Below are 24,330 nucleotides of genomic sequence, written 5' to 3'. Positions count from 1 at the left end.
CGTTCGGGCAATATCTGCTCCTTGCGGAACAGGCGCCGCTGGTTGCTCTTTGTCAACCATACGGCGGCTTGGTACGGCTACTGCTATTTAAAACACTTCATCCTTCAAGTGATACCAGCGGTACAGGAAGCGCTGGCCCAGGCGGCGGAACGGGGCGAAGGCTTGCGATTCGACCAGTTCCATCATGTTGGGATATGGCAATTTGGAATTGAAGATCGGCAAGCCCGTGTCGCTGGCCTTGCCCGCGATGCGCTCGGCCATGCGCCGGCCCGCCTGCGCCGAGTACATGACGCCGTTGCCGCCGTAACCGAGCGAATAGAAGATCGATTGCTTCGGGTCCGGTTGCACGATGCGCGGCATCATGTCGTGGCTGACGTCGACCCAGCCCCACCACGAATAATCGATGCCGATCCCGGTCAGCGCGGGGAACTTGCGGTGCAGATCGTTGATCAAAAACTGTTTGTATTTCTCGTCCGGCGCGTCGGCGCCCGTGATGGCACTGCGGCTGCCGATCTGCACGCGGTTGTCCGGCATCAAGCGGTAGTAGTGGCGCAGGATGCGCGTATCCGTGATCACCTGGTGGGTGCGGAAATTGCACGCCGCGATTTCCGCCGGGGTCAACGGGCGCGTGACGAGCGAGTTCGACAGAATCGGCAGCAAGCGGTTTTTCACTTGCGGGTGCAGGTGCGGCGAGGTGTAGCCGCCCGTGGCCACGGCCACGGCACGGGCACGCACCACGCCGCCTGGCGTTTGCAGATAATGCACGCCATTGCGCGTTTCCCAGCCCATCACCGGGCTGGACGGGTGCACTTTGGCGCCCAGCGCGCGCGCCTTGCGCAGGTAGCCGAACGCCAGCTTGCCCGCGTGGATGCCGATGCCTTCCGGCTCGTGCAGCGCGCCGGCCGCTTCCTTGTCGTCGACGAATTCGCGCTTGACGGTATCGGCGTCGAGGATGCGCGCGTCATACTTGAAGATCTCGCGCATGATCTTGGCTTCTTTTTCCAGCGCGGGCATGGCTTTCGCCTTGTGGGCGATGTACAGGTGGCCGCCCGGCTGCGGGTCGCAATCGATATCGGCCGTGATCTTCTTGAACGTTTCCATCGCGTCGCACACTTCCGTGTGCAGTTTCAGGGCCGTGTCCAGCCCATAGCGGTCTATCCACTGCGAGCGCTTCAGGCGGCCCGTCGTGCATTGCGCCTGGCCGCCATTGCGCGTGCTGCAGCCCCAGCTGACGCGGTTCGCTTCCAGCACGGTGGCCTTGATGCCGTGTTCCTGGGCCAGGAAGATGGCGCAGGAGAGGCCGGTAAAACCCGAGCCGATGATGGCCACGTCGACGTCGATGTCATGCGTGATGGGGCCGTCATCGGCGGGCGGTTCGCCGGCCGTGCCGATCCAGTAGGTGGGCGCGTAGGCATTGCCGTGGCCGGGGCGCTGGGCCACCAGCGGATCGAAGGCGGGATCGTAGGGCGTGCGGGCAGCGGTGCTGTTGCCCAGTACGTCAGATGGGGTGTCGACAGGTTTGTTCATGATCATTCCCGGTGAACGTGCTGGCTCAGGCGGCTTTGTTGCCGGTAGCGACGGGTGGGCGATCCTTGCGGAAAGCGTTCTTCACGGCGATCTTGCCGTCGCGGAAAGTAAAAATGTCGACCATGCGCGCTTCGATGCGCGTGCCGTCCGCCTTGGTGCCGGCAAACGTCGATTCCGTCACGCCGCGCTCGCCGCAGACGAAGTGTTCTGGATTAAGCCAGGCGGCGTCGGGGAAGGTTTGCCAGGCCAGCTCGAAGCCGGCGCGCACGGCGTCGCGGCCAATAAAACTCTTGCCCAGCAAGTCAGGGCCGGCCACGGCGTGGAATTCGCAGTCATCGGCCATGGCCGCCATCAGGGCGTCGATATCGTGGCGGTTCCAGGCATCGCCGAACGCTTGCAGAAAGTCGGTGGTGACGGCGTCGGTGTGCGGTACAGGGTGGTTCATGGCTATCTCCGTAAATCGTTTTTGATACGCTACGTTCCGTTTTTTGTCTTTTATTGAATTTAAGCCTTAAGCATGGCCTTGTCAAATCAAATAATCCAAAAAAACGGGACGCCTTGTATTCTTTAATGAAATTATGATGTATTCGTGACAATCTGTGAGAATTTGGTCACAGCCCATCCTCACAGGCTGGCTTACTTAAACATAGTCTTTATATTTGTCCAGGTGACGGATCGGCTTGCTCAGCGCATCGCGGCGGAACGGGTCGCCCAGTTCGCGCGTGCACATGATTTCGATGATGGTGGTCTTGCCTTCATTCATCTGCATGTCGATCGCTTTCTTCAGGGCCGGACCCACGTCTTCCAGCTTGTCGACCGTGATGCCTTCGGCGCCCATGGCCCGCGCAATCTCGGCGAAGCTCTGGTTGTCGAGTTCACCGGCGACGAAGCGGCGGTTGTAGAAATCGACCTGGTTTTTCTTTTCCGCCCCCCACTGGCGGTTGTGGAACACCACGGCCGTCACGGGAATGTTGTGGCGCACGCAAGTCATCGTTTCCATCAAGCTCATGCCCCAGGCGCCGTCGCCCGCGTACGACACGGCAGGACGGTGCGGCGCAGCCACTTTCGCGCCGATGATGGTCGGGAAGGCATAGCCGCAGTTGCCAAAGCTCATCGCCGCAAAGAAGCTGCGCGGCTTTTCAAAGCGCAGATAGCTGTTCGCCACCGAGTTGATGTTGCCGATGTCGGTCGACACCATCACGTCTTCCGGCATGGCTTTTTCCAGCTCGCGCAAGACCTGGCGCGGGTGCAGATAGCTGCCCGGCTCTTTCTTTTGCTCTTCGATCATGTCCAGGCTGTACGCATCTTTCTCGTGCGTCCAGTTGGTCAACTCCTCTTCCCATGCGGCTTTTTCCGCTTGCACGGCGGCATAGCGCTCGTCGCGCGTGGCGTCGCAGTCGAGGGTCTTGCCATCCAGGCGGGACAGGATGGCTTTCGCGGCCGCCTTGGCGTCGCCGCAGATGCCCACCGAAATCTTTTTGACCAAACCCAGCATCTTGTTGTCGGCATCGATCTGGATGATCTTGGCGTTCTTCGGCCAGTAATCCATGCCATGCTGCGGCAAGGTGCCGAACGGCCCCAGGCGCGAACCGAGGGCGACGACGACGTCGGCCTTGGCGATCAGTTTCATGGCCGCCTTGGAACCCTGGTAGCCGAGCGGACCGCACCACAGCGGATGGCTGGCGGGGAACGAGTCGTTATGCAGGTAGCTGTTGACGACGGGAGCGCCGAGGCGTTCGGCCAGCGCCTTGCATTCCTCGATCGCTTCGCCCATGACGACGCCGCCGCCCGAGATGATCACGGGGAACTTGGCTTTCGCCAGCAATTCCGCTGCGTCATTGAGGCTTTGCTCGCCGCCGGCGCCACGGTCGAGGCGGTTCGGTTTCGGGATTTCCGCCTTGATTTCGCCATAGAAATAGTCGCGCGGGATGTTCAGTTGCGTCGGGCCCATTTCGGACATGGCGCGGTCAAAACAACGGCCCGTGTATTCGGCCATGCGGGCCGGATGGGTGACGTGGCCTTGATATTTCGTAAATTCCTCGAACATCGGCAGCTGATTCGCTTCCTGGAAACCGCCCAGGCCCATGCTCATCGTGCCCGTTTCCGGCGTGATGATCACGACGGGGGTGTGCGCCCAGTAGGCGGCGGCAATGGCGGTGACGCAATTGCTGATGCCGGGGCCGTTCTGGCCGATAACGACGCCATGGCGGCCCGAGACGCGGGCATAGCCGTCAGCCATGTGGCCGGCGCCCTGCTCGTGCACGACGGGAATCAAACGGATGCCGGCTGGGGCAAAAATATCCATCGGGTCCATGAAGGCCGAGCCCATGATGCCGAACATGTCGGTCACGCCATTGGCGGCCAGGGTTTCCACGAACGCTTCGGAAGGCGTCATCTTTTGCGGGCCGGTAGGGGTAGCCGCTGCGGCGGCGGCTTTTTGCTCGGTCATGTCATTCATGGGTGTCTCCTGGTCTGTTGTAATGAACTGCAGTGAAATGATCAACTTATTTATCAAAAATCGGTATATTTTGTTCCGAAATTTGATATACAATTCAATTTAAGCGTTCGACGTGCAAAAGTCAAACAGATTTTCAAGGAAACGGTACAATTTGAGTTCGAAAATGAAATAAGCTGATGTAACACTCAGATACCCAACCGAGGCCACCATGGACATGATTTCATCCCCAAAACTTGAGCCGGAAAAACTGGAAGGCGACACGCCCACGATGCGTTTGTTTGCCTTGCTGGAAGTGATTGCCGAGAAAGACCAGTTGCTGTCGCTGCAAGCGCTGGTGGAAGAAACGGGCTTGCCCAAGCCCACCCTGCACCGCATGCTGCAACAGCTGGAAAGCGTGGGCGTGCTGCAGCGCGAAAGCGATGGCCGCCACTACAGCACGGGCGTTCGCCTGCGCCGGCTGGCGTCGAACCTCTTGATTAACAACACCTTCCATGGCGCCCGCCGCATGGTCTTGCGCCAGCTGGTCGAGGAAGTGGGCGAAAGCTGCAACTTGACGGCCTTCAGCGGCAGCGAAGTGGTGTACCTGGACAGGGTGGAAACGGCGGCGCCGCTGCGCTTCTACCTGCATCCCGGTTCGCGGGTGCCGGCCCACTGCTCATCGAGCGGCAAGCTGTTCCTGGCGCAAATGACGCCAGTGCAACGGCGCCGCCTGCTGGGCCACATGGAATTGACGCGCTTTACGGACAAGACGGAAACGGACCCCGTCAAGCTGGAACGCGAACTGGAACTGGTGCGCCGCAACGGCTATGCGCTGGACGACGAGGAATTCCTGCCCGGCCTGCTGTGCGTGGCCGTGCTGGTGCCGAACGCGAACGGCCGCTCGAACCTGGCCGTGGCCATCCAGGCGCCCATTATCCGTTTGACGCACGACAAGGCTTTACATTTCTTGCCTGCATTGCAGCGCGCCGCGCAAGCCCTGGCCGCCATCGAATCGGAAACTATGCCGACGACGGGCGGGGACGACGACGCATTGCAAACCGGTAATTCCGCAACTCACACATAACCGCTGCGGCACCCATGCTGCGGCTTCACAGGAGAACAAGGTGCCAGATTCACGCCAACATCCCCCCGCCGCCGCAGCGCAAACCTTGCAGTCCGTGCGCAGCCTGTTCAGTATTGACAGCGACCTGCTCGTGCCCGTGTTTACCGAGCGCGACCCGCACGTGCCCGACATCGATCCCGCCTACCGCTTCAACAAGGATGTCACCTTGGCGATACTGGCCGGCTTCACGCATAACCGCCGCGTGATGGTGCAGGGCTTGCACGGCACGGGCAAGTCCACGCATATCGAGCAGGTGGCGGCGCGCCTGAACTGGCCTTGCGTGCGGGTCAACCTGGACGGCCACATCAGCCGCCTGGACCTGGTCGGCAAGGACGCCATCGTGCTGCGCGAGCAGCAGCAGGTGACGGAATTCCAGGAAGGCATCGTGCCCTGGTCGCTGCAAAGGCCCGTGGCCCTGATCTTCGACGAGTACGACGCGGGCCGCCCCGACGTGATGTTCGTCATCCAGCGCATTCTGGAACGCGACGGCAAGTTCACCCTGCTCGACCAGAACCGGGTCATCACGCCCCACCCCCACTTCCGTTTGTTCGCCACCTCGAATACGGTGGGCCTGGGCAACCTGAACGGCATGTACCACGGCACCCAAGTGCTGAACCACGCGCAGATCGACCGCTGGAACATTGTTGCCACCCTAAACTATTTGCCGCAGGACGAGGAAACGCAGATCGTCCTGGCCAGAGTCCCCGCCATGAACGACGAGGCGGGCCGCCAGTTGGCGAGCAGCATGGTGGCCGTGGCCAGCCTCACGCGCCACGGCTATGCGGCGGGCGACCTGGCCTGCCTGATGTCGCCGCGCACGGTGATTACCTGGGCGGAGAATTGCCAGATCTTCCGCGACCCGGCCCTGGCCTTCCGCCTGTCCTTCCTCAACAAATGCGACGAGGCCGAGCGCCCCATGGTGGCCGAGTATTACCAGCGCTGTTTCAATGAGGAATTGCTGGCGAGCCAGGCATGAGCACTGAAGCCATCATTCCTGCCGCCTACACGCGCGAGCAGCAGGAAACGGATGAACTGTGCGCGGGCGCCATCCGCGCCCTCAGCGGTTCTCCCTCGATACGCTACCGGGGCCGGCGCCTGCACGACGGCCACCGCCCGCTGCCCATCCACTCGGCCCATCTGCAGTCCGATGCGGCGCTGCAGGATTTGCCGTCGCTGCGCGGCGCGGCCGACAGCGTGGCCCTGCGCCTACTGCACACGGATGCGGCCCTGCACAAGTCCCTGTGTCCAGCCGAGCCCGTGGCGCGCCTCGTCTTCGAGTTGCTGGAGCAGTTACGAGTGGAAACGCTTGCGCCCGAGCACCACGCTGGTGTCATCCACAACCTGCGCCACCGTTTTACTGCCTGGTCGCACGCGTTCTACGATTCCGGCCTGGCGGAAGGCGCATCGGGCTTGCTCTTGTATACAGTGTTCCAGATGTGCTGGTCACGCCTGACGGCCAGGCCCGTGCTGGAAAAGACGGAAGATTTTATCGAGGCGACGCGCTGGTCCCTGTCGTCGCAGCTGAGCGGCGACCTGGCCGGCTTGCGCCGCCACCGTGCCGACCAGGCGGCCTTTGCCCGCCACGCACTGGCCATCGCCCACGCCGTCCATGCCATGCTGAAAGAGGCGCAAGCGGCGCAGGATGGCCAGCAGGACGATGCCGGCGACGCCAAGGCGCAGGCAGCCTTCAAGCTGCTGCTCGATTTCGACAGCGATAACGACAATATTCCAGACGCCGCCCCACTGGGCGACAGCCGCGCCTTCAGCGATGGCGATGGCGGCTACAAGACTTACTCCACGGCATATGACCGCGAGGAAAAAGCGGGCGAGCTCGTGCGCCGCGCCCTGCTGCTCGACTACCGCGAACGCATGGATGGTCGCATCGCCAGCCTGGGCATCAACACGGCCCGCCTGGCGCGGCGTTTCACGCAACTGCTGGCCGTGCCCCAGCGCGATGGCTGGTCGTTTGGCGAGGAAGAAGGTTATATCGATGGCCGCCGCCTGGCGCAGCTGATCAGTTCACCGTCCGAGCGCAGGCTGTTCCGCAAGGAACAATTCCTGCCGCAGGCCGATTGCCTCGTCACCTTTCTTGTCGACTGCTCCGGCTCCATGAAAACGCATGCGGAATCCGTGGCCGTGCTGCTCGACATTCTGCTGCGCGCGCTGGACCAGGCGGGCATCGCCACGGAGTTGCTGGGCTTTACGACGGGTGCGTGGAACGGGGGACGAATCAAGCGCGACTGGATGCGCGCCCGCTCTCCGGCGAATCCGGGCCGCTTGAATGAACTCGTACACATGGTTTTCAAGGATGGCGATACGAGCTGGCGCCGCGCGCGGCCCGACATCGCGGCGCTGCTGAAGGCGGACCTGTACCGCGAAGGCGTCGATGGCGAAGCCGTGGACTGGGCGTGCAGCCGCATGCTGGCGCGCCCGGAACGGCGGCGCATCCTGCTCGTCGTCTCCGACGGTTGCCCGATGGATACAGCCACGAACCTGGCCAACGACGAGTTTTACCTGGCGCAACATCTGAAACAGGTGGTGGCGCGCCGCGAAACGCAGGGTGCCATCGAGATATGCGGCCTGGGACTGGGACTGGACCTGGGCGCCTACTACAGCCGCAGCCTGGCCACCACCCTGCCCGCCTCGCTGAACAATGAACTGTTCAACGAGATTGCGCAGTTGCTCGGTGGGCGGAAAAAATAATCGTTATGCCGGCGGAAGTGCCTGCAGGAAGGCTTGCACGGATGATGCCTGCCTGCCCGTCAACGCGCCATAGTCGTCACTGACGATGTGCATCGCATCGGTGGCCAGCCAGCGCTCGATGCCCGCCAGCATCTGCGCCATCGGCGCCGGCATGCCACCGGCAATGAAATGGCGCACGCGCTCTTCCGCATCGAGAGGCACGACCTTGACGGACCTGCCGAATACCTGGGCGGCGATGGCGGCCAGCGCCTGCGCATCGAGGGCGGCAGGACCGGTAATGTCCAGGATACGGCTGCCAAGGTAGCCATCCGATAGCGCCACGGCAGCCGCATGCGCACAATCCTCGCGCGCCACGTACGACACATGGCCTTGTCCCATGGCCGTGCGCAGCTGGCCATCCACGGCCGCGGTGCCGAGCACTACCAGCAGCAAATCCTGGTAAAACGCATTGCGCAAGATCGTGTGGCCGATGCCGCTATCCGCCAGCAGCGCTTCCGTGGCCCGGTGGTCGTCGTTCAGCAGCGAGCGCTTGCCCTCTTCCGGCTGCAGGAACGAGGTGTAGACGATATGCCCGACACCAGCCTGGCGCGCCGCTTCGATGGCATGGCGGTGCTGTTTCAGCCGCCGATCCGTGCCGTCGATGGTATTCGTGCTGATCAGCAACAGGCGCTCGACGCCGTGAAAGGCTGCCGCCAGGCCCTGCGGCTGCTCAAAGTCGCCAAAGCGCACGCCGATGCCCTGTTCCTGCCACGCTGCGTGGCGTTCCGGCGCGCGGGTGATGGCCGTGAGCGCCATATCGGGCCGGCTGGCCCTTAGTTGGATGAGTTCATTGACGACGAGGGAACCCAATTGGCCGGAGGCGCCGGCGACGGCGAGGTGCATTGTTTTCATGTTCTTTTCCTTGTGGCGAGCGCAGGCGCGCCCCATGCCGGGGCGGCACCGCTCGCAGATGATGTGATGAGATCAAAGATGGCCATGCGGCGGCCCGCCCCCTGCGGGGCGGATCTGCGGCTGGCTTACAGGAAAGAAGGGAAAACAAGTGTCATGCGCCCAGCATGGCGCGTAGCGCCCGCCCGGTCAAGCGCTTTCGACGGCGCTTGAGCGTTGCATGGCCCTGGCATGGTCTAGTCGACGCAGTAACGCACGGCATGCGCTTCCATCGGCAGCGGGATTTCCCAGTTCCACAGCATCGCTTGCAGTTTCTTGTTGCTGAGCGATGTGTCGCGCTGGCCGTTGCGCCGCAGTAATTCCTTGCGCGGCTGTTCCAGGTACACGAGCTCCACCTGCGCTTGGTATTTATACAGCAGGTTGAGCGTCTTTTCGCGCATCAGCTTGGACAGATGCGTGGCGTTCCACACGAACGGTTCGCCCTTGCGCAACAGTTCGCGCGCCCGCTCTTCCGCATAGTCGCCCACCTGCCCTTCGTTTTTACCGTGCTTCAAGCCCAGGGCCGTCCGCGCATCGTCAAACGACACGACGGGCAGGCGCGGATGATGCTTCTCCACCCACGTGTTCTTGCCCGACGCGGGCAAGCCCGACATGACGATCACGTGCGAACCCGCTTCCTGGAACAGGGGATAGTCGGGATGCGCCTCGGCACCGCGAAAATATTTCACGCGCGTATGGTCGTCGACAAAGGCGCGCCGCTGGCCATAGCAGCCCTCCTCGTGCGCCAGTTCGCGGAACAGCTCGATGGCATCCAAAATGCGCTGCGGATCGGGACAGATGCGGCCGCGGATATCGGCTTCGGCCAGCATGGCCAGCAGGCGGATATCAACTTGCCACGACAGCTCGCGCACGGTAAATTCCGGCGTGACGCCGCGCCGCGACGACTCCAGCGCAAAGAACGGCACCTGGTGCACATTGATCAGGCGGCAGATTTCCTCGCGCGCGGCAAACGGCACGTCGCAATCCCACAGGGCGATGCGCGCATCGAGGGCGCCCTTGCGCGAGTGGCCCGGCTGGCCGATGGCGCCCGTCACCGGATCGATCACCGTGGTGCTGCACTTGGCCACGTCGTGCAGCAAGGCGGCCAGGAACACGATTTCCTGTTCCGCCCGCGTGGCTTGCTGATATTCAAGCATGCCCAGCAGGGATTCGACCACCATCATCGTATGCGTCCACACATCGCCTTCCGCGTGATACACGGGGTTTTGCGGCGTCGTCTTGGCCAGTTCCAGCTGGGGAAAGGCAGCCAGGCAGGCATCGAAATCGGGCGACTGGCCCGCCGACGGCACCAGTTGTTGTAACTGTTTCCAGTTCATCTTGTACTCCTTGAAAAGGTTGCCAGTTCGTCCAGCGACCGGCAGGTGTGCAAGCCCAGGCTCTCCCAGGTCACCAGCGGCTGCGGCGCGTACAGGTCGACGCCCTCGGCCAGCTGGTTCGGGATCAATGGCCGCGTGCTGTGGTGCGAACCGCTGTCGAGGATGGTTTGCGTAAAGTCATGCCGCACCAGCTTGTAGCGGGCCAGCACTTGCTCGTCGTCTTCCACTTTCAGGTACAGGCCCTCCGCGTGGTCGGACTTGTCCGTCTGCTTCCAGCACAGGTCCAGCGGCAGGCGTTCGCGCGCCACCGCGTGTTCAAATGTGTCGCGCCAAAGACGGGACTTGGCCAGCGAATGACGCAGCAGCTGCCACAGCTGTTTCGGCGAAGTCGGCATCAATCCCGCATACAACACGGGAACCGATAACACGGGTGAGCCGGCCAGCATGGCGTGGCGGCGCGCCGTCGACAAGAACATCTGGCTGCGGCGGCAGTACACGTCGAACTCGTTGAAGTAATGGGGCAGCCGGTCGTAAAACACGGAATGCTTGCTGTACGACCATTCGCCAAACAGCACAAACTGGTCTTCCAGCAGATGCAACAAGGCGTGTTCGTGCGCATGCGCCCACGGTTTGAGCAGGTTGAACTGGCGTTCGCTGCCGCCGCCCGCCAGGTAATGGCCGCGCGACTGCAGCAGCACCTCGCCCGCATCGCTGAACGACACGGCGGAGTTGGCGCCATCGATTTTTTCCTCGATGACGACGTACTGGCCGGCCAGCTTTTTCAGGGGCATCTGGTCGGAACCGTCGTCGCCGTCCTGCAGGCGCGAGCCTTCCAGGTGCGGCGTGCGCGGGTATTTGAATAAGGGCAAAGATTGTAAAAACATAGCGTCCCACGCCGCGTTCACCGGGGCGTGTCCATACAGGGTCAGAGGTGCTGACGACGTGTTCGGGCGTGGACGATCAAGAGCAGAGTCTTGGATACGTGTGCGGATGGAACAAAAACAGTGCCGCAGCAATCGGGGGCGTCAACGCGCCGAACGATGCTGCAAAGAGCATTTCGTCAGCGTTAGCAGGTGATGGCGAAGTAGCGAGGCACTTTTGGCTCCAATAAGGAAGAGGTTCTAGAAAGAACCGCGAATATAAAGGCTGTTTGATTATTTTGCAAGTGGCTACGCGTATTGTGCGCCCCCTTGCGCCCCCCCCCCCCGCTTTGCAATCCGCACGAAGTTTGCTAAGCTGGCGGCACTTCCTGTCGCTGCTGCGTGGAAAACAAACATGGCCCTTGCAAAAGGGCCGTGCATTCGTTATTTCCGGAGCAGAATCGTGTTTCCCATATCCAGATTACAAAAAGCCCTGCGCCGCCAGGGCATCGCCGTCGCCTATGCCGACGGCATTTATACACTCAGCAATCCACACGCGCAGGCGTCCGTGCTGCTGCCCCACAACTTTCCCCTCGAGGAAAAAGCCGTGCGCCAGTTGATGGCGTTTGCCGCCGTCGCCGTACCGGGCCAGGATGGCCATGTGTGCAAGGCCTGTGCCACGCCCGACTTTCACCCTGGCAGCATTGCGCCCGTGGGCAGCATCGTCGCCACCAGTCCCGACATGGTGATCCCCGCCATTCCCGGCACGGACATCGCCTGCGGCATGCGCCTGATCACGACCGGCTTGACCCAGGCCCAGTTCGAAGCGCGCAAGCCGCAGCTATTGAGCAAGCTCAAACATGTGCTGCTGGAAGATGGCCGCAACGTGCCGCTGCGCTCGAGGGCGTTTGCCGCCCTGTTCGACGTGGGGCCGGAAGCGTTCATCGACAGCTTGCACAATGAGGGCTTGTGGCCCCGCGTCAACAAGGAACGCCTGTTGCGCGAGCTCGACGATTGCATCGCCCTGCGCGAACTGGGCGGCGGCTTGCGCCATGCGCCCGAAGCGCTGGTGGGCACGCGCGAAGTGATACGCGACCCCAGCCTGGGCACCACAGGATCGGGCAACCATTTCGTGGAAATCCAGCTGGTCGACTCCGTCATGGACCGTCACGCCGCGTACCGGCACGGGCTGGTGCCGGGCGAAGTGGTCGTCATGATCCACAGCGGCAGCCGCGACGTGGGCTTTTTCGTCGGCAGCCGCTGGATGGACCGCGCCAGGGAAGCATGGCCGAAAGGCGTGCGCCACCCGCAGTCGGGCCTGTACGGCTTGACGGGCGAACTGGCCGGCGAATACATGGACGCCATGGGCGTGGCGTCGCGCTACGCCTGGGTCAACCGCATGGTATTGGCCGAACTGGTGCGCGACAGCCTGTCGCAGGTGTTTGCGCAGGATCAATCCCGCCTGGTGGTGGACGTGCCGCACAACGTCATCCTGCGCGAGCACGGCATGAACATCCACCGCAAGGGCGCCACGCCCGCGCGCGCAGGCGACTTGGCGCTGATCCCCGGTTCCATGGGCGACTATTCCTACGTGGCAACGGGGATGGGCAATCCCGACTGGCTGTGGTCATGCTCGCATGGCGCGGGGCGCAGCATCCGCCGCCAAGCCATGCGCGCCATGCGGCCCACGGTGGGCGGCGACGAGATGGCATTCGAGTGCGTGACCCTGCGCGAAGAGCGTCGCGTCGAGGAAGCGCCGATGGCGTATAAAAAGATCGGTCCCGTCATCGCCGCGCAGGAGGAAGCGGGCTTGCTGCAATCGGTGGCGCGCTTGAAACCTTTATTGACGTTCAAGGCTTAGCGCAGCAATTGCGGCACGGCCGCCGCCATCAGCGAGAGGCCGATCACAGTCAGCACGGCAAACGCGATGCGGCGCATGCCGCGCTGGGCGATGGGCGGCGGGTAGCGCTTGCCGGCCATCGTGGCCAGCACGCCCACAGGCAGGGCCAGCATGCATAAAAGTAGCACTTTCGCATCGAGCTGGCCCTGGCTGCCCGCCATCAGCGAGCGCCCGCCCGCGCTGATGGCGAACAGGAAAATCAGGCTGTAACGGATGGTCTTTAAACTCATTTCCTGGCGGTAGAACTGGTAAACGAGCGGTGGCCCGGCCAGCGAAAACAGGCCCGAGAACAGGCCGCCGCACACGCCACTGATGAAGAAACTGCGCTTGTCCGCCGCGCCCGGTCCCGGCGGCGCCTGCAGCAGGATGCTGACGCCGCCATACACGATGGCCGCGCCCAATAACAGTTTCAGGACAGGCGCATACGCCTGGTCCAGGTATCCCAACAGCAAGACGCCGGCCGCCATGGCTGGCAGCAAGCCGATGCTGGCCGCGCGGATGGCGCGCCAGTCCAGGTGGTGCAAGGCGCCCGGCAAGGCCACGAGGCAATTGGCCAAGGACAACAAACTGACGAGGGCCGCCAGCGCGGGCACGGGCGCCAGGCCCAGGCCGCTTGCCACTCCCATGACGATCATGCCCAGGCCAAAGCCCGTGACGGTCTGGAAATACGTGCCCGCCGCCACCACGCCCAGCAGCGCCAGCACGGGCAGGCTGAACAATTCAGCGGCCACCCTGGGCCTGCACGGACGTGACCGCAATCACGTTATACACATCAATCGCGCTGCAGCCGCGCGACAAATCGTTGGCGGGCTTGTTCAAGCCTTGCAGCAAGGGGCCGATGGCCACGGCGCCGCCCATGCGCTCGGCCAGTTTATAGCCGATATTGCCCGCGTCCAGGTTCGGGAACACCAGCACATTCGCGCGGCCATTGACGACGGAATCCTTGACTTTTCTCTGCGAAATCTCGGCCACGATGGCCGCGTCGAGCTGCACGTCGCCATCGATGGCCAGCAACGGACGCTGGGCCTTGACCCGGTCTGTTGCCGCATGCACCTTGTCGACGGCCGCGTGGTGGGCGCTGCCGCTGGTGGAAAACGACAGCATGGCCACGCGCGGCTCTTCCATCAGCAAGGCTTGCGCGCTGTCGGCGGCGGCCATGGCGATGTCGGCCAGTTCCTCGGCTTTCGGGTCGACCACGAGGGCGCAGTCGGAAAAGATGAAGCCGCCCTTGAGGCTATGAAAAGGCTCGCACAGCATCATCAGGAAAAAGCTGGACACGAGCTTGAAGGCCGGATCGACGCCGATGATCTGGATGGCGCTGCGCACCACGTCGGCCGTCGTGTGCACGGCCCCCGCCACGCAGCCGTCCGCATCGCCCAGGCGCACCATCAGGTTGGCATAGCACAGCGGGTCTTGCACGGCGATTCTGGCCTGCTCCACCGTCATGCCCTTGGCTTGACGCAGCACAAACAATTGCTGGGCGTAGTGTTCCGACTCGTCGGAAATTTCCGGGTCAACCAGGCGCACGGCGTCCAGGTCCAGCACGTGCTCGCGCGCCAGCGCCAGGATGGCGGCCGGCTTGCCGACGATGGTGACGTGCGCCAGGCCTTCGCTTGCCGCCCGCGCGGCCGCCTGCAGCACGCGCACGTCGTCGCCCTCGCACAAGACGATGTTTTTCGGCACGGCGCGGGCTTGCGCGATGATGCGGTGCAGGGCTTTCATGGCGACTCCAATTCGGTAAAAAAATGCCGGAACCACGGAAGCATGAAGATGGTTCCGGCACATAAAACCCGGCGCGATTGCCGGGGTCATACAAGGATCGGGCAGACTGCTGACTGATTACACGTAGTCTTTGTACTTGTCCAGGTGACGGATCGGCTTGCTCAGCGCATCGCGGCGGAACGGGTCGCCCAGTTCGCGCGTGCACATGATTTCGATGATGGTGGTCTTGCCTTCATTCATCTGCATGTCGATCGCTTTCTTCAGGGCCGGGCCCACGTCTTCCAGCTTGTCGACCGTGATGCCTTCGGCGCCCATGGCCCGCGCAATCTCGGCAAAGCTCTGGTTGTCCAGCTCACCGGCCACAAAACGGCGGTTGTAGAAATCGACCTGGTTTTTCTTTTCCGCGCCCCACTGGCGGTTGTGGAACACCACGGCCGTCACGGGAATGTTGTGGCGCACGCAGGTCATCGTTTCCATCAGGCTCATGCCCCAGGCGCCGTCGCCCGCATACGACACTGCCGGACGGTGCGGCGCGGCCACTTTCGCGCCGATGATGGTCGGGAAGGCATAGCCGCAGTTGCCAAAGCTCATCGCCGCAAAGAAGCTGCGCGGCTTTTCAAAGCGCAGGTAACTATTGGCCACCGAGTTGATGTTGCCGATGTCGGTCGACACCATCACGTCTTCCGGCATGGCTTTTTCCAGCTCGCGCAGCACTTGGCGCGGATGCAGATAGTTGCCCGGCTCTTTCTTCTGTTCCTCAATCATGTCCAGGCTGTACGCATCTTTCTCGTGCGTCCAGTTGGTCAACTCCTCTTCCCATGCGGCTTTTTCCGCTTGCACGGTGGCGTAGCGCTCGTCGCGCGTGGCGTCGCAGTCGAGCGTCTTGCCATCCAGGCGGGACAGGATGGCTTTCGCGGCCGCCTTGGCGTCGCCGCAAATGCCCACCGAAATCTTTTTCACCAGACCGAGCATCTTGTTGTCGGCATCGATCTGGATGATCTTGGCATTCTTCGGCCAGTAATCCATGCCATGCTGCGGCAAGGTGCCGAACGGCCCCAGGCGCGAACCGAGGGCGACGACGACATCGGCCTTGGCGATCAGTTTCATGGCCGCCTTGGAACCCTGGTAGCCGAGCGGACCACACCACAGCGGATGGCTGGCGGGGAACGAGTCGTTATGCAGGTAGCTGTTGACGACGGGAGCGCCGAGGCGCTCGGCCAGCGCCTTGCATTCCTCGATCGCTTCACCCATGACGACGCCGCCGCCCGAGATGATCACGGGGAACTTGGCCTTGGCCAGCAATTCGGCCGCATCGTTGAGGCTTTGCTCGCCGCCGGCGCCGCGGTCCAGACGGTTCGGCTTTGGAATCTCGGCCTTGATTTCGCCATAGAAATAGTCGCGCGGGATATTCAGTTGCGTCGGGCCCATTTCGGACATGGCGCGGTCAAAACAGCGGCCCGTGTATTCGGCCATGCGGGCCGGATGGGTGACGTGGCCTTGATATTTCGTAAATTCTTCGAACATCGGCAGCTGGTTCGCTTCCTGGAAACCGCCCAGGCCCATGCTCATCGTGCCCGTTTCCGGCGTGATGATCACGACGGGCGTGTGCGCCCAGTAGGCGGCGGCAATGGCGGTGACGCAATTGCTGATGCCGGGGCCGTTCTGGCCGATGACGACGCCATGGCGGCCCGAGACGCGGGCATAGCCGTCAGCCATGTGGCCGGCGCCCTGCTCGTGCACGACGGGAATCAAACGGATGCCGGCCGGCGCAAAGATATCCATCGGGTCCATGAAGGCCGAGCCCATGATGCCGAACATGTCGGTCACGCCATTGGCGGCCAGGGTTTCCACGAACGCTTCGGAAGGCGTCATCTTTTGCGGGCCCACAGGTATTGCTGCGGCGGCGGCTTTTTGGTCGGACAAATCGGTCATGGCTCAGTCTCCTTACAGTTTTATGAAAAATCGGTATATTTTGTTCCGATATTTGAAATACGTGTTCAATTTAACGGTTGCGAAATGCGCTGTCAATGAAAATTCGTGAAAAATCGGACTGTTTCATTCCTGAATCCGGAATCCGTGACTTAGGTCCGCTCCTGAAACAACAATGGCGGCTTATCCGCAACAGACAAGCCGCCATCTCTTTCTGCGCCGCCGTGCTTAGAACTTCAAGCGCATGCCGGCCGTAAAGGCGCTCGAGTTATGCCCAGGCAAGGGCACGCTGCCGCCGCTCGATGCGTCGCCAACAAAATTGCTGCCCGCGCCATCGTTGTTGATGCGGCCGTACGAGGTGTACAGATTCGTGCGCTTGGACAAGGCATAGGTGTAGCCGATGGCGAGCTGGCGCCCGCCGCGGCGCGCATTCGTGCGGTCATCCTTCTTGATGTAGGACGCCATCACGCTGCCCGCCGCGCCCACGGGGGCCGAGGCGCCCAGCATATAGTTGCGGAAATCCGTGCCCGCATCATCCTTGTCCGTTTCATATGCGGCGTGCAGCTTGGCGGGGCCGAAGTCGTAGGTGCCACCCAGCAAGGTGACCTTGGCCGTGTTCAGCGGCGTATCCTTGCGGTTATCGTGCGCCAGGGTCAGCACCAGCGGGCCATTGGCGTAATCGATGGAAAAGTCGATGGTGCGGCCCAGGGTGTTGCTGTCCGGCTTTTCGCCGAGGCCGTACATCACGGCGGCCGACAAGCCGTTTACCTTCGGCGTCTCGTACATGATAGAGTTTTTCGTGCGCAGGCTGGCCACGCTCATCAGGTTGATCGAGGCGCCCGTCATGCCCGTCTCGAAGGGGTCGATATTGTCCAGCGCGGTGAACAGCGGGTTGTGCTGCAAACCCAGGTTCACGGCGCCGAAACCGCCCGACAGGCCCACGTAAGCCTTGCGTCCGAACAAGGCGCCTTGGCGGTTGGCGCCCGTATCCACGTCGAGACCATTTTCCAGCAAGAAATTGGCTTTCAAATTATTGCCCAGGTCTTCCGTGCCCTTGAAGCCGATACGGCTGCCCGATTGCACGCCGGTGGCCAGCTTGGTGACGGAACCGTCCGCGCCGCCGTGTTCAGACGTCAGGCCCGCGTCAAGCAAGCCGTACACGGTGACGGACGATTGGGCGCTGGCGTTGCCGGCAAAGAAGGAGGCCAGGACGGCTGCCGCTACGAGTGTGTGTTTCATGTCATCTCCAGGTATTGTGGTTTTTATAAACGCTTGAAACAATCATCAACTGCCTTGCTACAAATCGGACTCAGGCGATCAGCCCGGCCATCGGCGACGACGGCGTAGCGCTCATGACGCCTGCCCTCCGGGGCATGCGTCCGGCCAGATAGGCCTCGCGTCCGCCCTGCACTGCCAGTTTCATGGCGCGCGCCATGCGTATCGGTTCGCGCGCCGCCGCGATGGCGGTATTCATCAGGATGCCGTCGCAACCGAGTTCCATGGCGATGGCCGCGTCCGACGCCGTGCCGACACCGGCGTCGACCAGCACGGGCACACGGGCTTGCTCGATGATCAGCGACAGATTCCACGGATTCAGAATGCCCATGCCCGAACCGATCAATGACGCCAGCGGCATGACGGCGATGCAGCCGAGGTCTTCCAGCATGCGTGCCTGGATGGGGTCGTCGCTGCAATACACCATCACCTGGAAGCCGTCGCGTACCAGCTCCCCGGCCGCCTTTAACGTTTCCGGCATGTTCGGGAACAAAGTCTTTTCATCGCCGAGCACTTCCAGCTTGCACAGCTGGTGCCCGCCCAGCAGCTCGCGCGCCAGTTGCAGGGTGTAGACGGCGTCGCGCGCGTTGTAGCAGCCGCCCGTGTTGGGCAGGATCGTGTATTTCGACGGCGGAATGAAGTCGAGCAAGTTTGGCTCGCCCTTCTCCTGGCCAATGTTGACCCTGCGGATCGTGACGGTGACGATCTCGGCGCCGCTCTCTTCGATGGCCAGGCGCGTTTCCTCGAAATCCTTGTATTTACCGGTGCCCACCAGCAGGCGCGACTGGTAAGTGGTGCCTGCCAGGGTCAGGCCGGTCGGTGGTTGGCTGGGGGTGGCGTCGTCTCTCATCGTGGTGCTCTCCTAAGTTGAACCAAAGCGGCCTCATGCCGGGGGGCTTCGCCGCAAAACGCAAAATCGACTTCAGGCCGCCGCCCGGATACCAGGTCGGCGATCGCCTTGCCCGCGCCGCAGCCCATGGTCCAGCCCAGGGTGCCATGGCCCGTGTTGAGGAAGAGCTGGCGGTAGCGCGTGGCGCCGATGTAGGGCACGTTCGACGGCGTCAGGGGGCGCAGGCCGGCCCAGTAGACGGGATCGCTGTAATCGCAGGCGTAGGGAAACAGCGCTTGCACTCTGCGCGTGATGGCGGCGCAGCGCACGGGGTTCAGCTCCCGCGTATAGCCGTTCAACTCGCACGTGCCCGCCACGCGCAGGCGCTCGCCCAGGCGCGAAAACACCAGTTTGTGGCCGTCGTCCGTCAGTGAGACGGTCGGTGCGGCGGATGGGTCAAGTATCGGATAGGTGGCCGAATAACCCTTGCCCGGATACAGCATCAGGCGGATGCCCAGCGGCTGCAGCAGGGGCGCGGAAAAGCTGCCCATGGCCACCACCACGGCGTCCGCATGCTCGATGCGGTGGCGGCCATGCGCATCGATGCATTCCACGCCCGTGATGCGCGCGCCATCTGCCAGCAGCCGCGTCACCGTCGTGCCGTACTGAAAATCCACGCCAGCCCTGGCGGCGCGGGCGGCCAGCGCCGTGGTAAACAAATGCACGTCGCCGGACTCGTCGCTGGCCGTGAAATCGCCGCCGACGATGTGCTGGCGGGCATGGGCCAGGGCTGGCTCGATGCGGATCACTTCGTCGGCGCTGACGGTGTTGCGCGGACAGCCCAGTTCGCGCAAGAGCGCGGCACCCGCTTGCGATTTATCAAACTCCTGCTGGTCCGTATAGAAATGCAAAATGCCCCGCTCAAGGTGGTCATAGGCTATGCCCGTCTCGCGCCGCAGTGCCTGCAAACTCTGCCGGCTGTACTCGGCCAGGGCGACGATCTGGCGCATATTGCGCGACACTCTGGAGGGCAAACATTCGCGCAAATAATGCAGCGCCCATTGCCATTGCAGCAGGTCCAGGCGGGGCCGGAACAGCAGCGGCGCATCGTCCTTGCCCAGCCAGCGCACGACCTTGCGCAGGCTGGCGGGATTGGCCCACGGTTCCGCATGCGAGACGGAAATCTGCCCGCCGTTGGCAAAACTGGTTTCCTGCGCCGCGCCCGCCTGACGTTCAAGCACGCGCACATCGTGGCCCGCCTGGCGCAAATACCAGGCCGATGCCGTGCCGACCACGCCGGCGCCGAGGACAAGGATCTTCATGGCGGGCCCGGCTCGCTTAGCGCGTCAGCAGGACGGCGATGGCGACAAAGGCGGCGATCCACACGGTTTCCATCACCAGCATGATCACGGGACGCCAGCCCAGCGAGGCCAGCGACTGGAACGATGTTTTCACGCCCAGGGCGGCAATGGCGATGACGAGGCAGGCGCGCGAGGCATTGTTGATCCAGCCATTCACTTCCTGCGGAATCAGGCCCAGGCTGTTCGTGATGACGAGCCAGACAAAGCCGATCAGGAAGAACGGCACCAACGGCGGCGCATCGACTTCGCTCTTGCCATCCTTGCGCTTGAACATGATCGACAGGCCCAGCACGACGGGCACGAGGCAAGCGACGCGCGTCAGTTTCACGAAGGTGGCCACGTCACCCGTATGGTTGCTGACCAGGTAGCCGGCACCCACCACTTGCGCCACGTCATGGATGGTGCCGCCGATGAACACGCCCGCTTCCGTCGGATCAAAGCCCAGCAGCTTGACCAGCAGCGGATAGACGATCATGGCCAGGGTCGACAGCGACGTCACGCCCACCACCGTCAGCAGGGTGAACTTTTCGTTTTCCTTGGTTTGCGGCAGCACGGCCGAAATGGCCAGCGCGGCCGACGCGCCGCAGATGGCGACGGAACCGCCCGACAAAATGCCTTCCGTAATGGGACGCTTGAGCCACCTGGCCAGCAGGTAGCCGAAGCCCAAGGTCGCCACCAGGCCGCCGACGACGATCAATAACGGCGTCACGCCCACGGAAGCGATCTGGTTGAAAGTGATGCGCGCGCCCAGCAGGGCCACACCCGTGCGCAACAACACCTTGCTGCAAAACTCGATGCCGGGCTTGCAGGTGGGATCGGACGCGAGGAAGTGGAAAGCCAGGCCGAAGAACAGCGCGTACAGCAGTTGGGGGCCGCCATAATTGCTGGAAATAAAGGTGGCCGACAGGGCGATCACCAGCGCTATGGCCACGCCGGGCCAGCTGCGCAGCACGGCGCGGGGGCGCCAGATGGCAACGGCGGAAGACAGATAGGGAATGTTCTTGTCGACAACGCGTGTTATCGCTGAGGAGTTGGTTTTCATGCGGGTCCGCTCATAATGTTTTAAAAATTGGGACATTTCATCTCGTTTTTTAATAATACACGATGAGCTAGCGAAGTCCATGCTTTTCCATGAAAATCGAAACCGGATGTTCCGGAAACTGACGTTTTTTACCTTTCACTCCCGTAAACGACGAGCGGCGCACCCCTTTGCAGGGACGCGCCGCTCGCTAATGACGAGTTAAAATTTACTTTTTGTTCAAACGGGTGATCAGGCTGGACGTATCAAAACGGTTGCCGCCCGCTTGCTGCACTTCGCCATAGAACTGGTCCGTCAAGGTCGTCACGGGCAGGTCGCTGCCGTTGCGTTTGGCTTCCGCGAGGCAGATACCGAGGTCTTTGCGCATCAGGTCGACGGCGAAACCGAAGTCGAACTTGCGCTCTATCATCGTCTTGCCGCGGTTTTCCAACTGCCACGACTGCGCCGCGCCCTTCGAGATCACGTCGACCACCAGGGCCGCGTCGAGGCCAGCGTTTTCCGCAAAGGCGATGCCTTCGCTCAAGGCTTGCACGAGGCCCGCGATGCAGATCTGGTTGACCATTTTTGTGAGCTGGCCGGAACCGGAGGCGCCCATGTAGGTGACGGCGCGCGAGAACAGCGCGATGACGGGCTCGGCGCGCGCATACGCTTCCGCATCGCCACCCACCATCACGGTCAGCTTGCCGTTTTCCGCGCCCGCCTGGCCGCCGGACACGGGCGCGTCGAGGAAGAACACGCCCTTTTCTTTTGCCGCCGCGTGGATGGTGCGCGCCGCTTCGGCCGAAGCCGTCGTATGGTCGATCAGGATGCTGCCTGGCGCCATGGCGGACAGCAAGCCGCCCTCTTCCAGGATGACTTGATACAGATCATTATCGTTGCCGATGCAGGTGAAGACGAACTCGGCGCCGGCTGCTGCTGCGGCCGGCGTGGCGGCGCTGCGGCCCTTGTGCTGCTCCAGCCAGGCGGCCGCGCGGGCCGGGTTGCGGTTGTACACGGTGACGTCGTGCCCGCCCGCCGCCAGGTGACCTGCCATGGGGAAACCCATGACGCCCAAACCGATGAATGCCACTTTTGCCATATTGTCCGTCCTGTCGATGAATGAATCCGATTATTGTTGCACAAAGAGTCGCCGCTGGCAGCATCAAGGTTCGGGGGCGCGCCGATAATACAGGTCGAACTCTTCCTCGCCATCGGGCACGAAGCCGTGACGCACATAGAAGTGGTTCGCCTCGCTGCCGCGCAAGGCGCCCACGCGCACGCTCTTGCGGGCCGCATCGGCCTCGGCAAACACGCGCGCCAGTACGGCCGCACCCAAGCCTTGCCGCTGGCACCCTGGCGCCAGGTAGAGGTGATCGAGCAGCAAATAGTCCGCTTGCGGGCGCAACACATAGAAGCCGGCCAGCGCGTTGCCATGGCGCAACTGCCAGGTGCAATCGGGATCGTACGTGGCCAGGAAACGCTGACGCGCCCGCTGCGGGTCATAGCGGCCGATACGCTCCAGGCTTTCACGCATGGCAGCCACGCGCAGGCTGGCCAGCGCCTCGCCATCGGTCGGGCTGGCAGGAACGAAGGTCAGCATGGCGTCACAGCACTTCGCGCAAGGCTGCCATCAGGGCTGCACACTCGGCCGGGGTGCCGATGCTGATGCGCAAATACTGGCTGATGCGGGGGGCATTGAAATGGCGCACGATCACGGAACGGGCGCGCAAGCCGGCCGCCAGTTGCGCCGCATCATGCTGCGGGTGGCGGGCAAAGACGAAATTGGCCACCGACGGCAGCACCTCGAAACCCAGCGCCGCCAGGTCCGCCGTCAGCTGTTCGCGGCTGGCGATGACGGCCTGGCGCGTCTGCTGGAAATACGCTTCGTCGTGCAGCGAGGCCACGGCGCCGGCCAGCGCCAGCCGGTCCAGCGGATACGAATTGAAACTGTTCTTCACTCTTTCCAGCGCCTCGATCAGGTCAGGATGCCCGAAGGCACAGCCCACGCGCAAACCGGCCAGCGAGCGCGATTTCGAGAACGTCTGCACCACCAGCAAGTTCGGATAGCGCTCGACCAGGGCCACGGCGCTTTCTCCGCCGAAATCCACATACGCTTCATCGACCACCACCACGGCGTCGGGATGGGCGCGCAGCAAGGTTTCCACGCCGGCCAGCGGCAAATCCACGCCTGTCGGCGCATTGGGATTGGGGAAGATGATGGCGCCGCACGGGCCCTGGTAGTCTTGCGGACGGATGCGCATGGTGTCATCGAGCGCTACCGTGCGGTAATCGATGCCGTACAGCTTGCAATACACGGGGTAGAAACTGTAGCTGATATCCGGAAACAGCAGCGGCGCATCGTGCTTGAGCAAGGCCATGAAAGCCAGCGCCAGCACTTCGTCGGAGCCGTTGCCGACGAACACTTGCCCGCTGCTCAGCCCGTGGTAGGTGGCCAGGGTTTGCTTCAGTTCGCTGGCAGACGGGTCCGGATAGAGGCGCAGGTTGTCGTTGGTGGCGTCGCGCAGCGCGGCCAGCACTTGGGGCGATGGACCGTAGGGGTTTTCGTTGGTGTTGAGTTTGACCAGGTCGGGCAGTTTCGGTTGCTCGCCCGGGATGTAGGGGGTCAGCTCGCTGACGATGTTGCTCCAGAATCGGCTCATTGCTTTGCTTTGGTATGGGGGCAGGATGGGGGATACGGTAGATTACCATAGGCTGAGCGGGGTCAAGATGGGCGGCAGCAGCGAAGGGTAGCGTGGACAGCATCGGCGCCACCCAAAAGTTGAAAAGGACGCAGCATGAACAAGCTGAACGATACACAGGCGCGGCCTGATGCGCCGCAGCGACAGGCACGCCAACGCAAGATCGATGCATGGCTGCAGGTTGCGGCCAGCCTCAGCGAACAGATCGCTGCCGAATTACAGACTGCCACGGACCAGCTTCAGGGCAAAGGAATGGCAGACCTGCAGCGCGCGACGGTACTGGCGCAACGCTTGGCAAGGAATAGCAGGGCCATGCACGATACTCTCGGGACACTGTTTGACAGGGGTGAAAAAAGCGAGGAGCATGGAATCAAAAGCACGGAGGATTGCACCATGGACGAGCAGCTCAACGCACTCGCAAAAGACATGGCTGGTGTAAAAGCGGATATTGCCGTTCTCAAGACGGATGTCGGCAACTTGAAACTGGACTTGGCAGTGGTGCGCTCCAATTATGCGACCAAATCCGATGTGGCTGAGGCGAAGTCGGCTGTCATTCTGTCGTGTGTGGGAACGATAATTGCTATGTCGGGCGTGGCGTTTGCTGTGGCTAGGCTGGTGCACTAGCTTGTTGCGTTAGTGGCGGCGCTAGTTATTAGAACTTGAATGGAGGAAAAAACGCCTTG

Annotated in this window: 21 protein-coding genes; 5 read left to right on the top strand and 16 right to left on the bottom strand. The window is 62.5% G+C overall.

The window, feature by feature from the left end; translation table 11 throughout:
* Window positions 1-87 precede the first annotated feature (87 nt).
* The 3 genes from AC3IQ7_RS10750 to xsc (AC3IQ7_RS10740) form a co-directional block, all read right to left on the bottom strand.
* The gene (locus tag AC3IQ7_RS10750) at window positions 88-1,527 is read right to left on the bottom strand and encodes an NAD(P)/FAD-dependent oxidoreductase (RefSeq protein ID WP_099380832.1); all 1,440 of its coding nucleotides are present in this window, start codon (window positions 1,525-1,527) and stop codon (window positions 88-90) included.
* Between the two features lie 25 nt (window positions 1,528-1,552).
* Window positions 1,553-1,972 carry a nuclear transport factor 2 family protein gene (locus tag AC3IQ7_RS10745; protein ID WP_489209465.1) on the bottom strand — a complete coding sequence of 140 codons (420 nt, stop codon included), beginning with the start codon at window positions 1,970-1,972 and terminating at the stop codon, window positions 1,553-1,555.
* Between the two features lie 195 nt (window positions 1,973-2,167).
* On the bottom strand, window positions 2,168-3,976 hold the full coding sequence (gene xsc, locus AC3IQ7_RS10740; protein WP_099380833.1) for a sulfoacetaldehyde acetyltransferase: 1,809 nt from the start codon (window positions 3,974-3,976) through the stop codon (window positions 2,168-2,170).
* Window positions 3,977-4,199: 223 nt separating this feature from the next.
* Here xsc (AC3IQ7_RS10740) and AC3IQ7_RS10735 point away from each other — a divergent pair, with 223 nt between their 5' ends.
* The 3 genes from AC3IQ7_RS10735 to AC3IQ7_RS10725 are packed head-to-tail and all read left to right on the top strand — an operon-like array spanning window position 4,200 to window position 7,790.
* Window positions 4,200-5,048 (top strand): IclR family transcriptional regulator, encoded by an 849-nt coding sequence (locus AC3IQ7_RS10735; protein ID WP_489209463.1) that lies wholly within the window; start codon window positions 4,200-4,202, stop codon window positions 5,046-5,048.
* 40 nt (window positions 5,049-5,088) lie between these two features.
* Window positions 5,089-6,063, top strand: coding sequence for an AAA family ATPase (locus tag AC3IQ7_RS10730; RefSeq protein WP_322428061.1), 975 nt, complete (start codon window positions 5,089-5,091; stop codon window positions 6,061-6,063).
* Complete coding sequence (locus AC3IQ7_RS10725) at window positions 6,060-7,790, top strand: cobaltochelatase CobT-related protein (protein WP_489209461.1); 1,731 nt, start codon at window positions 6,060-6,062, stop codon at window positions 7,788-7,790. The genes AC3IQ7_RS10730 and AC3IQ7_RS10725 overlap by 4 nt, the downstream gene beginning before the upstream one ends.
* A 3-nt stretch (window positions 7,791-7,793) precedes the next feature.
* Here AC3IQ7_RS10725 and AC3IQ7_RS10720 read toward each other — a convergent pair whose 3' ends face one another.
* The 3 genes from AC3IQ7_RS10720 to AC3IQ7_RS10710 all read right to left on the bottom strand — a co-directional run bounded on the left by AC3IQ7_RS10720 (window position 7,794) and on the right by AC3IQ7_RS10710 (window position 10,938).
* The gene (locus AC3IQ7_RS10720) at window positions 7,794-8,681 is read right to left on the bottom strand and encodes an NAD(P)H-binding protein (protein WP_489209459.1); all 888 of its coding nucleotides are present in this window, start codon (window positions 8,679-8,681) and stop codon (window positions 7,794-7,796) included.
* Between the two features lie 233 nt (window positions 8,682-8,914).
* Window positions 8,915-10,054 (bottom strand): AAA family ATPase, encoded by a 1,140-nt coding sequence (locus AC3IQ7_RS10715; protein ID WP_489209457.1) that lies wholly within the window; start codon window positions 10,052-10,054, stop codon window positions 8,915-8,917.
* On the bottom strand, window positions 10,051-10,938 hold the full coding sequence (locus AC3IQ7_RS10710; RefSeq protein ID WP_489209455.1) for an RNA ligase family protein: 888 nt from the start codon (window positions 10,936-10,938) through the stop codon (window positions 10,051-10,053). The genes AC3IQ7_RS10715 and AC3IQ7_RS10710 overlap by 4 nt, the downstream gene beginning before the upstream one ends.
* A gap of 439 nt (window positions 10,939-11,377) precedes the next feature.
* Between AC3IQ7_RS10710 and AC3IQ7_RS10705 the strand changes: the two genes are divergently transcribed.
* Window positions 11,378-12,775, top strand: a complete 1,398-nt coding sequence (locus tag AC3IQ7_RS10705; protein ID WP_489209453.1) for an RtcB family protein — start codon at window positions 11,378-11,380, stop codon at window positions 12,773-12,775.
* On the opposite strand, the gene AC3IQ7_RS10700 is transcribed toward AC3IQ7_RS10705, so the two are convergent.
* From AC3IQ7_RS10700 to hisC, 10 genes are all read right to left on the bottom strand, one after another.
* Entirely contained in the window at window positions 12,772-13,545 is a 774-nt protein-coding gene (locus tag AC3IQ7_RS10700) for a TSUP family transporter (RefSeq protein WP_489209451.1), read from the bottom strand. The two genes, AC3IQ7_RS10705 and AC3IQ7_RS10700, sit on opposite strands and share 4 nt — an antisense overlap.
* Window positions 13,535-14,536, bottom strand: a complete 1,002-nt coding sequence (pta, locus tag AC3IQ7_RS10695; protein WP_489209449.1) for a phosphate acetyltransferase — start codon at window positions 14,534-14,536, stop codon at window positions 13,535-13,537. The genes AC3IQ7_RS10700 and pta overlap by 11 nt, the downstream gene beginning before the upstream one ends.
* Before the next feature lie 117 nt (window positions 14,537-14,653).
* The gene (gene xsc, locus AC3IQ7_RS10690; protein WP_489209447.1) at window positions 14,654-16,468 is read right to left on the bottom strand and encodes a sulfoacetaldehyde acetyltransferase; all 1,815 of its coding nucleotides are present in this window, start codon (window positions 16,466-16,468) and stop codon (window positions 14,654-14,656) included.
* 225 nt (window positions 16,469-16,693) lie between these two features.
* The gene (locus AC3IQ7_RS10685) at window positions 16,694-17,704 is read right to left on the bottom strand and encodes a porin (RefSeq protein ID WP_099380826.1); all 1,011 of its coding nucleotides are present in this window, start codon (window positions 17,702-17,704) and stop codon (window positions 16,694-16,696) included.
* A gap of 70 nt (window positions 17,705-17,774) precedes the next feature.
* Entirely contained in the window at window positions 17,775-18,590 is an 816-nt protein-coding gene (locus tag AC3IQ7_RS10680; RefSeq protein ID WP_099380827.1) for a thiazole synthase, read from the bottom strand.
* The gene (locus AC3IQ7_RS10675) at window positions 18,587-19,891 is read right to left on the bottom strand and encodes a D-amino acid dehydrogenase (RefSeq protein WP_489209444.1); all 1,305 of its coding nucleotides are present in this window, start codon (window positions 19,889-19,891) and stop codon (window positions 18,587-18,589) included. The genes AC3IQ7_RS10680 and AC3IQ7_RS10675 overlap by 4 nt, the downstream gene beginning before the upstream one ends.
* 16 nt (window positions 19,892-19,907) lie before the next feature.
* Window positions 19,908-20,972, bottom strand: coding sequence for a YeiH family protein (locus tag AC3IQ7_RS10670; RefSeq protein ID WP_081922749.1), 1,065 nt, complete (start codon window positions 20,970-20,972; stop codon window positions 19,908-19,910).
* 205 nt (window positions 20,973-21,177) lie between these two features.
* A complete protein-coding gene (locus AC3IQ7_RS10665) occupies window positions 21,178-22,047 on the bottom strand; it encodes an NAD(P)-dependent oxidoreductase (protein ID WP_099380829.1) in 870 nt (289 codons plus the stop codon).
* A gap of 63 nt (window positions 22,048-22,110) precedes the next feature.
* Window positions 22,111-22,548 carry a GNAT family N-acetyltransferase gene (locus AC3IQ7_RS10660; RefSeq protein ID WP_099380830.1) on the bottom strand — a complete coding sequence of 146 codons (438 nt, stop codon included), beginning with the start codon at window positions 22,546-22,548 and terminating at the stop codon, window positions 22,111-22,113.
* A gap of 4 nt (window positions 22,549-22,552) precedes the next feature.
* Window positions 22,553-23,608 (bottom strand): histidinol-phosphate transaminase, encoded by a 1,056-nt coding sequence (gene hisC / locus AC3IQ7_RS10655; RefSeq protein ID WP_489209442.1) that lies wholly within the window; start codon window positions 23,606-23,608, stop codon window positions 22,553-22,555.
* A gap of 135 nt (window positions 23,609-23,743) precedes the next feature.
* Here hisC and AC3IQ7_RS10650 point away from each other — a divergent pair, with 135 nt between their 5' ends.
* Complete coding sequence (locus tag AC3IQ7_RS10650; protein WP_489209440.1) at window positions 23,744-24,271, top strand: hypothetical protein; 528 nt, start codon at window positions 23,744-23,746, stop codon at window positions 24,269-24,271.
* The last annotated feature ends 59 nt before the right edge of the window (window positions 24,272-24,330 follow it).

It is taken from the genome of Janthinobacterium sp. GL_088 (assembly GCF_057837845.1).
This window is presented reverse-complemented; position numbering and strand designations above follow the sequence as displayed.

Excerpts from the sequence above, each read along its gene's own strand:
- AC3IQ7_RS10680 (WP_099380827.1), bottom strand. The coding sequence starts at position 18,590 with ATGAGAGACGACGCCACCCCCAGCCAACCACCGACCGGCCTGACCCTG.
- AC3IQ7_RS10745 (WP_489209465.1), bottom strand. The coding sequence starts at position 1,972 with ATGAACCACCCTGTACCGCACACCGACGCCGTCACCACCGACTTTCTG.
- pta (WP_489209449.1), bottom strand. The coding sequence starts at position 14,536 with ATGAAAGCCCTGCACCGCATCATCGCGCAAGCCCGCGCCGTGCCGAAA.
- AC3IQ7_RS10720 (WP_489209459.1), bottom strand. The coding sequence starts at position 8,681 with ATGAAAACAATGCACCTCGCCGTCGCCGGCGCCTCCGGCCAATTGGGT.
- AC3IQ7_RS10725 (WP_489209461.1), top strand. The coding sequence starts at position 6,060 with ATGAGCACTGAAGCCATCATTCCTGCCGCCTACACGCGCGAGCAGCAG.
- AC3IQ7_RS10750 (WP_099380832.1), bottom strand. The coding sequence starts at position 1,527 with ATGAACAAACCTGTCGACACCCCATCTGACGTACTGGGCAACAGCACC.
- AC3IQ7_RS10650 (WP_489209440.1), top strand. The coding sequence starts at position 23,744 with ATGAACAAGCTGAACGATACACAGGCGCGGCCTGATGCGCCGCAGCGA.
- AC3IQ7_RS10715 (WP_489209457.1), bottom strand. The coding sequence starts at position 10,054 with ATGAACTGGAAACAGTTACAACAACTGGTGCCGTCGGCGGGCCAGTCG.
- xsc (WP_489209447.1), bottom strand. The coding sequence starts at position 16,468 with ATGACCGATTTGTCCGACCAAAAAGCCGCCGCCGCAGCAATACCTGTG.
- AC3IQ7_RS10685 (WP_099380826.1), bottom strand. The coding sequence starts at position 17,704 with ATGAAACACACACTCGTAGCGGCAGCCGTCCTGGCCTCCTTCTTTGCC.
- hisC (WP_489209442.1), bottom strand. The coding sequence starts at position 23,608 with ATGAGCCGATTCTGGAGCAACATCGTCAGCGAGCTGACCCCCTACATC.
- AC3IQ7_RS10710 (WP_489209455.1), bottom strand. The coding sequence starts at position 10,938 with ATGTTTTTACAATCTTTGCCCTTATTCAAATACCCGCGCACGCCGCAC.
- AC3IQ7_RS10675 (WP_489209444.1), bottom strand. The coding sequence starts at position 19,891 with ATGAAGATCCTTGTCCTCGGCGCCGGCGTGGTCGGCACGGCATCGGCC.
- AC3IQ7_RS10660 (WP_099380830.1), bottom strand. The coding sequence starts at position 22,548 with ATGCTGACCTTCGTTCCTGCCAGCCCGACCGATGGCGAGGCGCTGGCC.
- xsc (WP_099380833.1), bottom strand. The coding sequence starts at position 3,976 with ATGACCGAGCAAAAAGCCGCCGCCGCAGCGGCTACCCCTACCGGCCCG.
- AC3IQ7_RS10665 (WP_099380829.1), bottom strand. The coding sequence starts at position 22,047 with ATGGCAAAAGTGGCATTCATCGGTTTGGGCGTCATGGGTTTCCCCATG.
- AC3IQ7_RS10735 (WP_489209463.1), top strand. The coding sequence starts at position 4,200 with ATGATTTCATCCCCAAAACTTGAGCCGGAAAAACTGGAAGGCGACACG.
- AC3IQ7_RS10670 (WP_081922749.1), bottom strand. The coding sequence starts at position 20,972 with ATGAAAACCAACTCCTCAGCGATAACACGCGTTGTCGACAAGAACATT.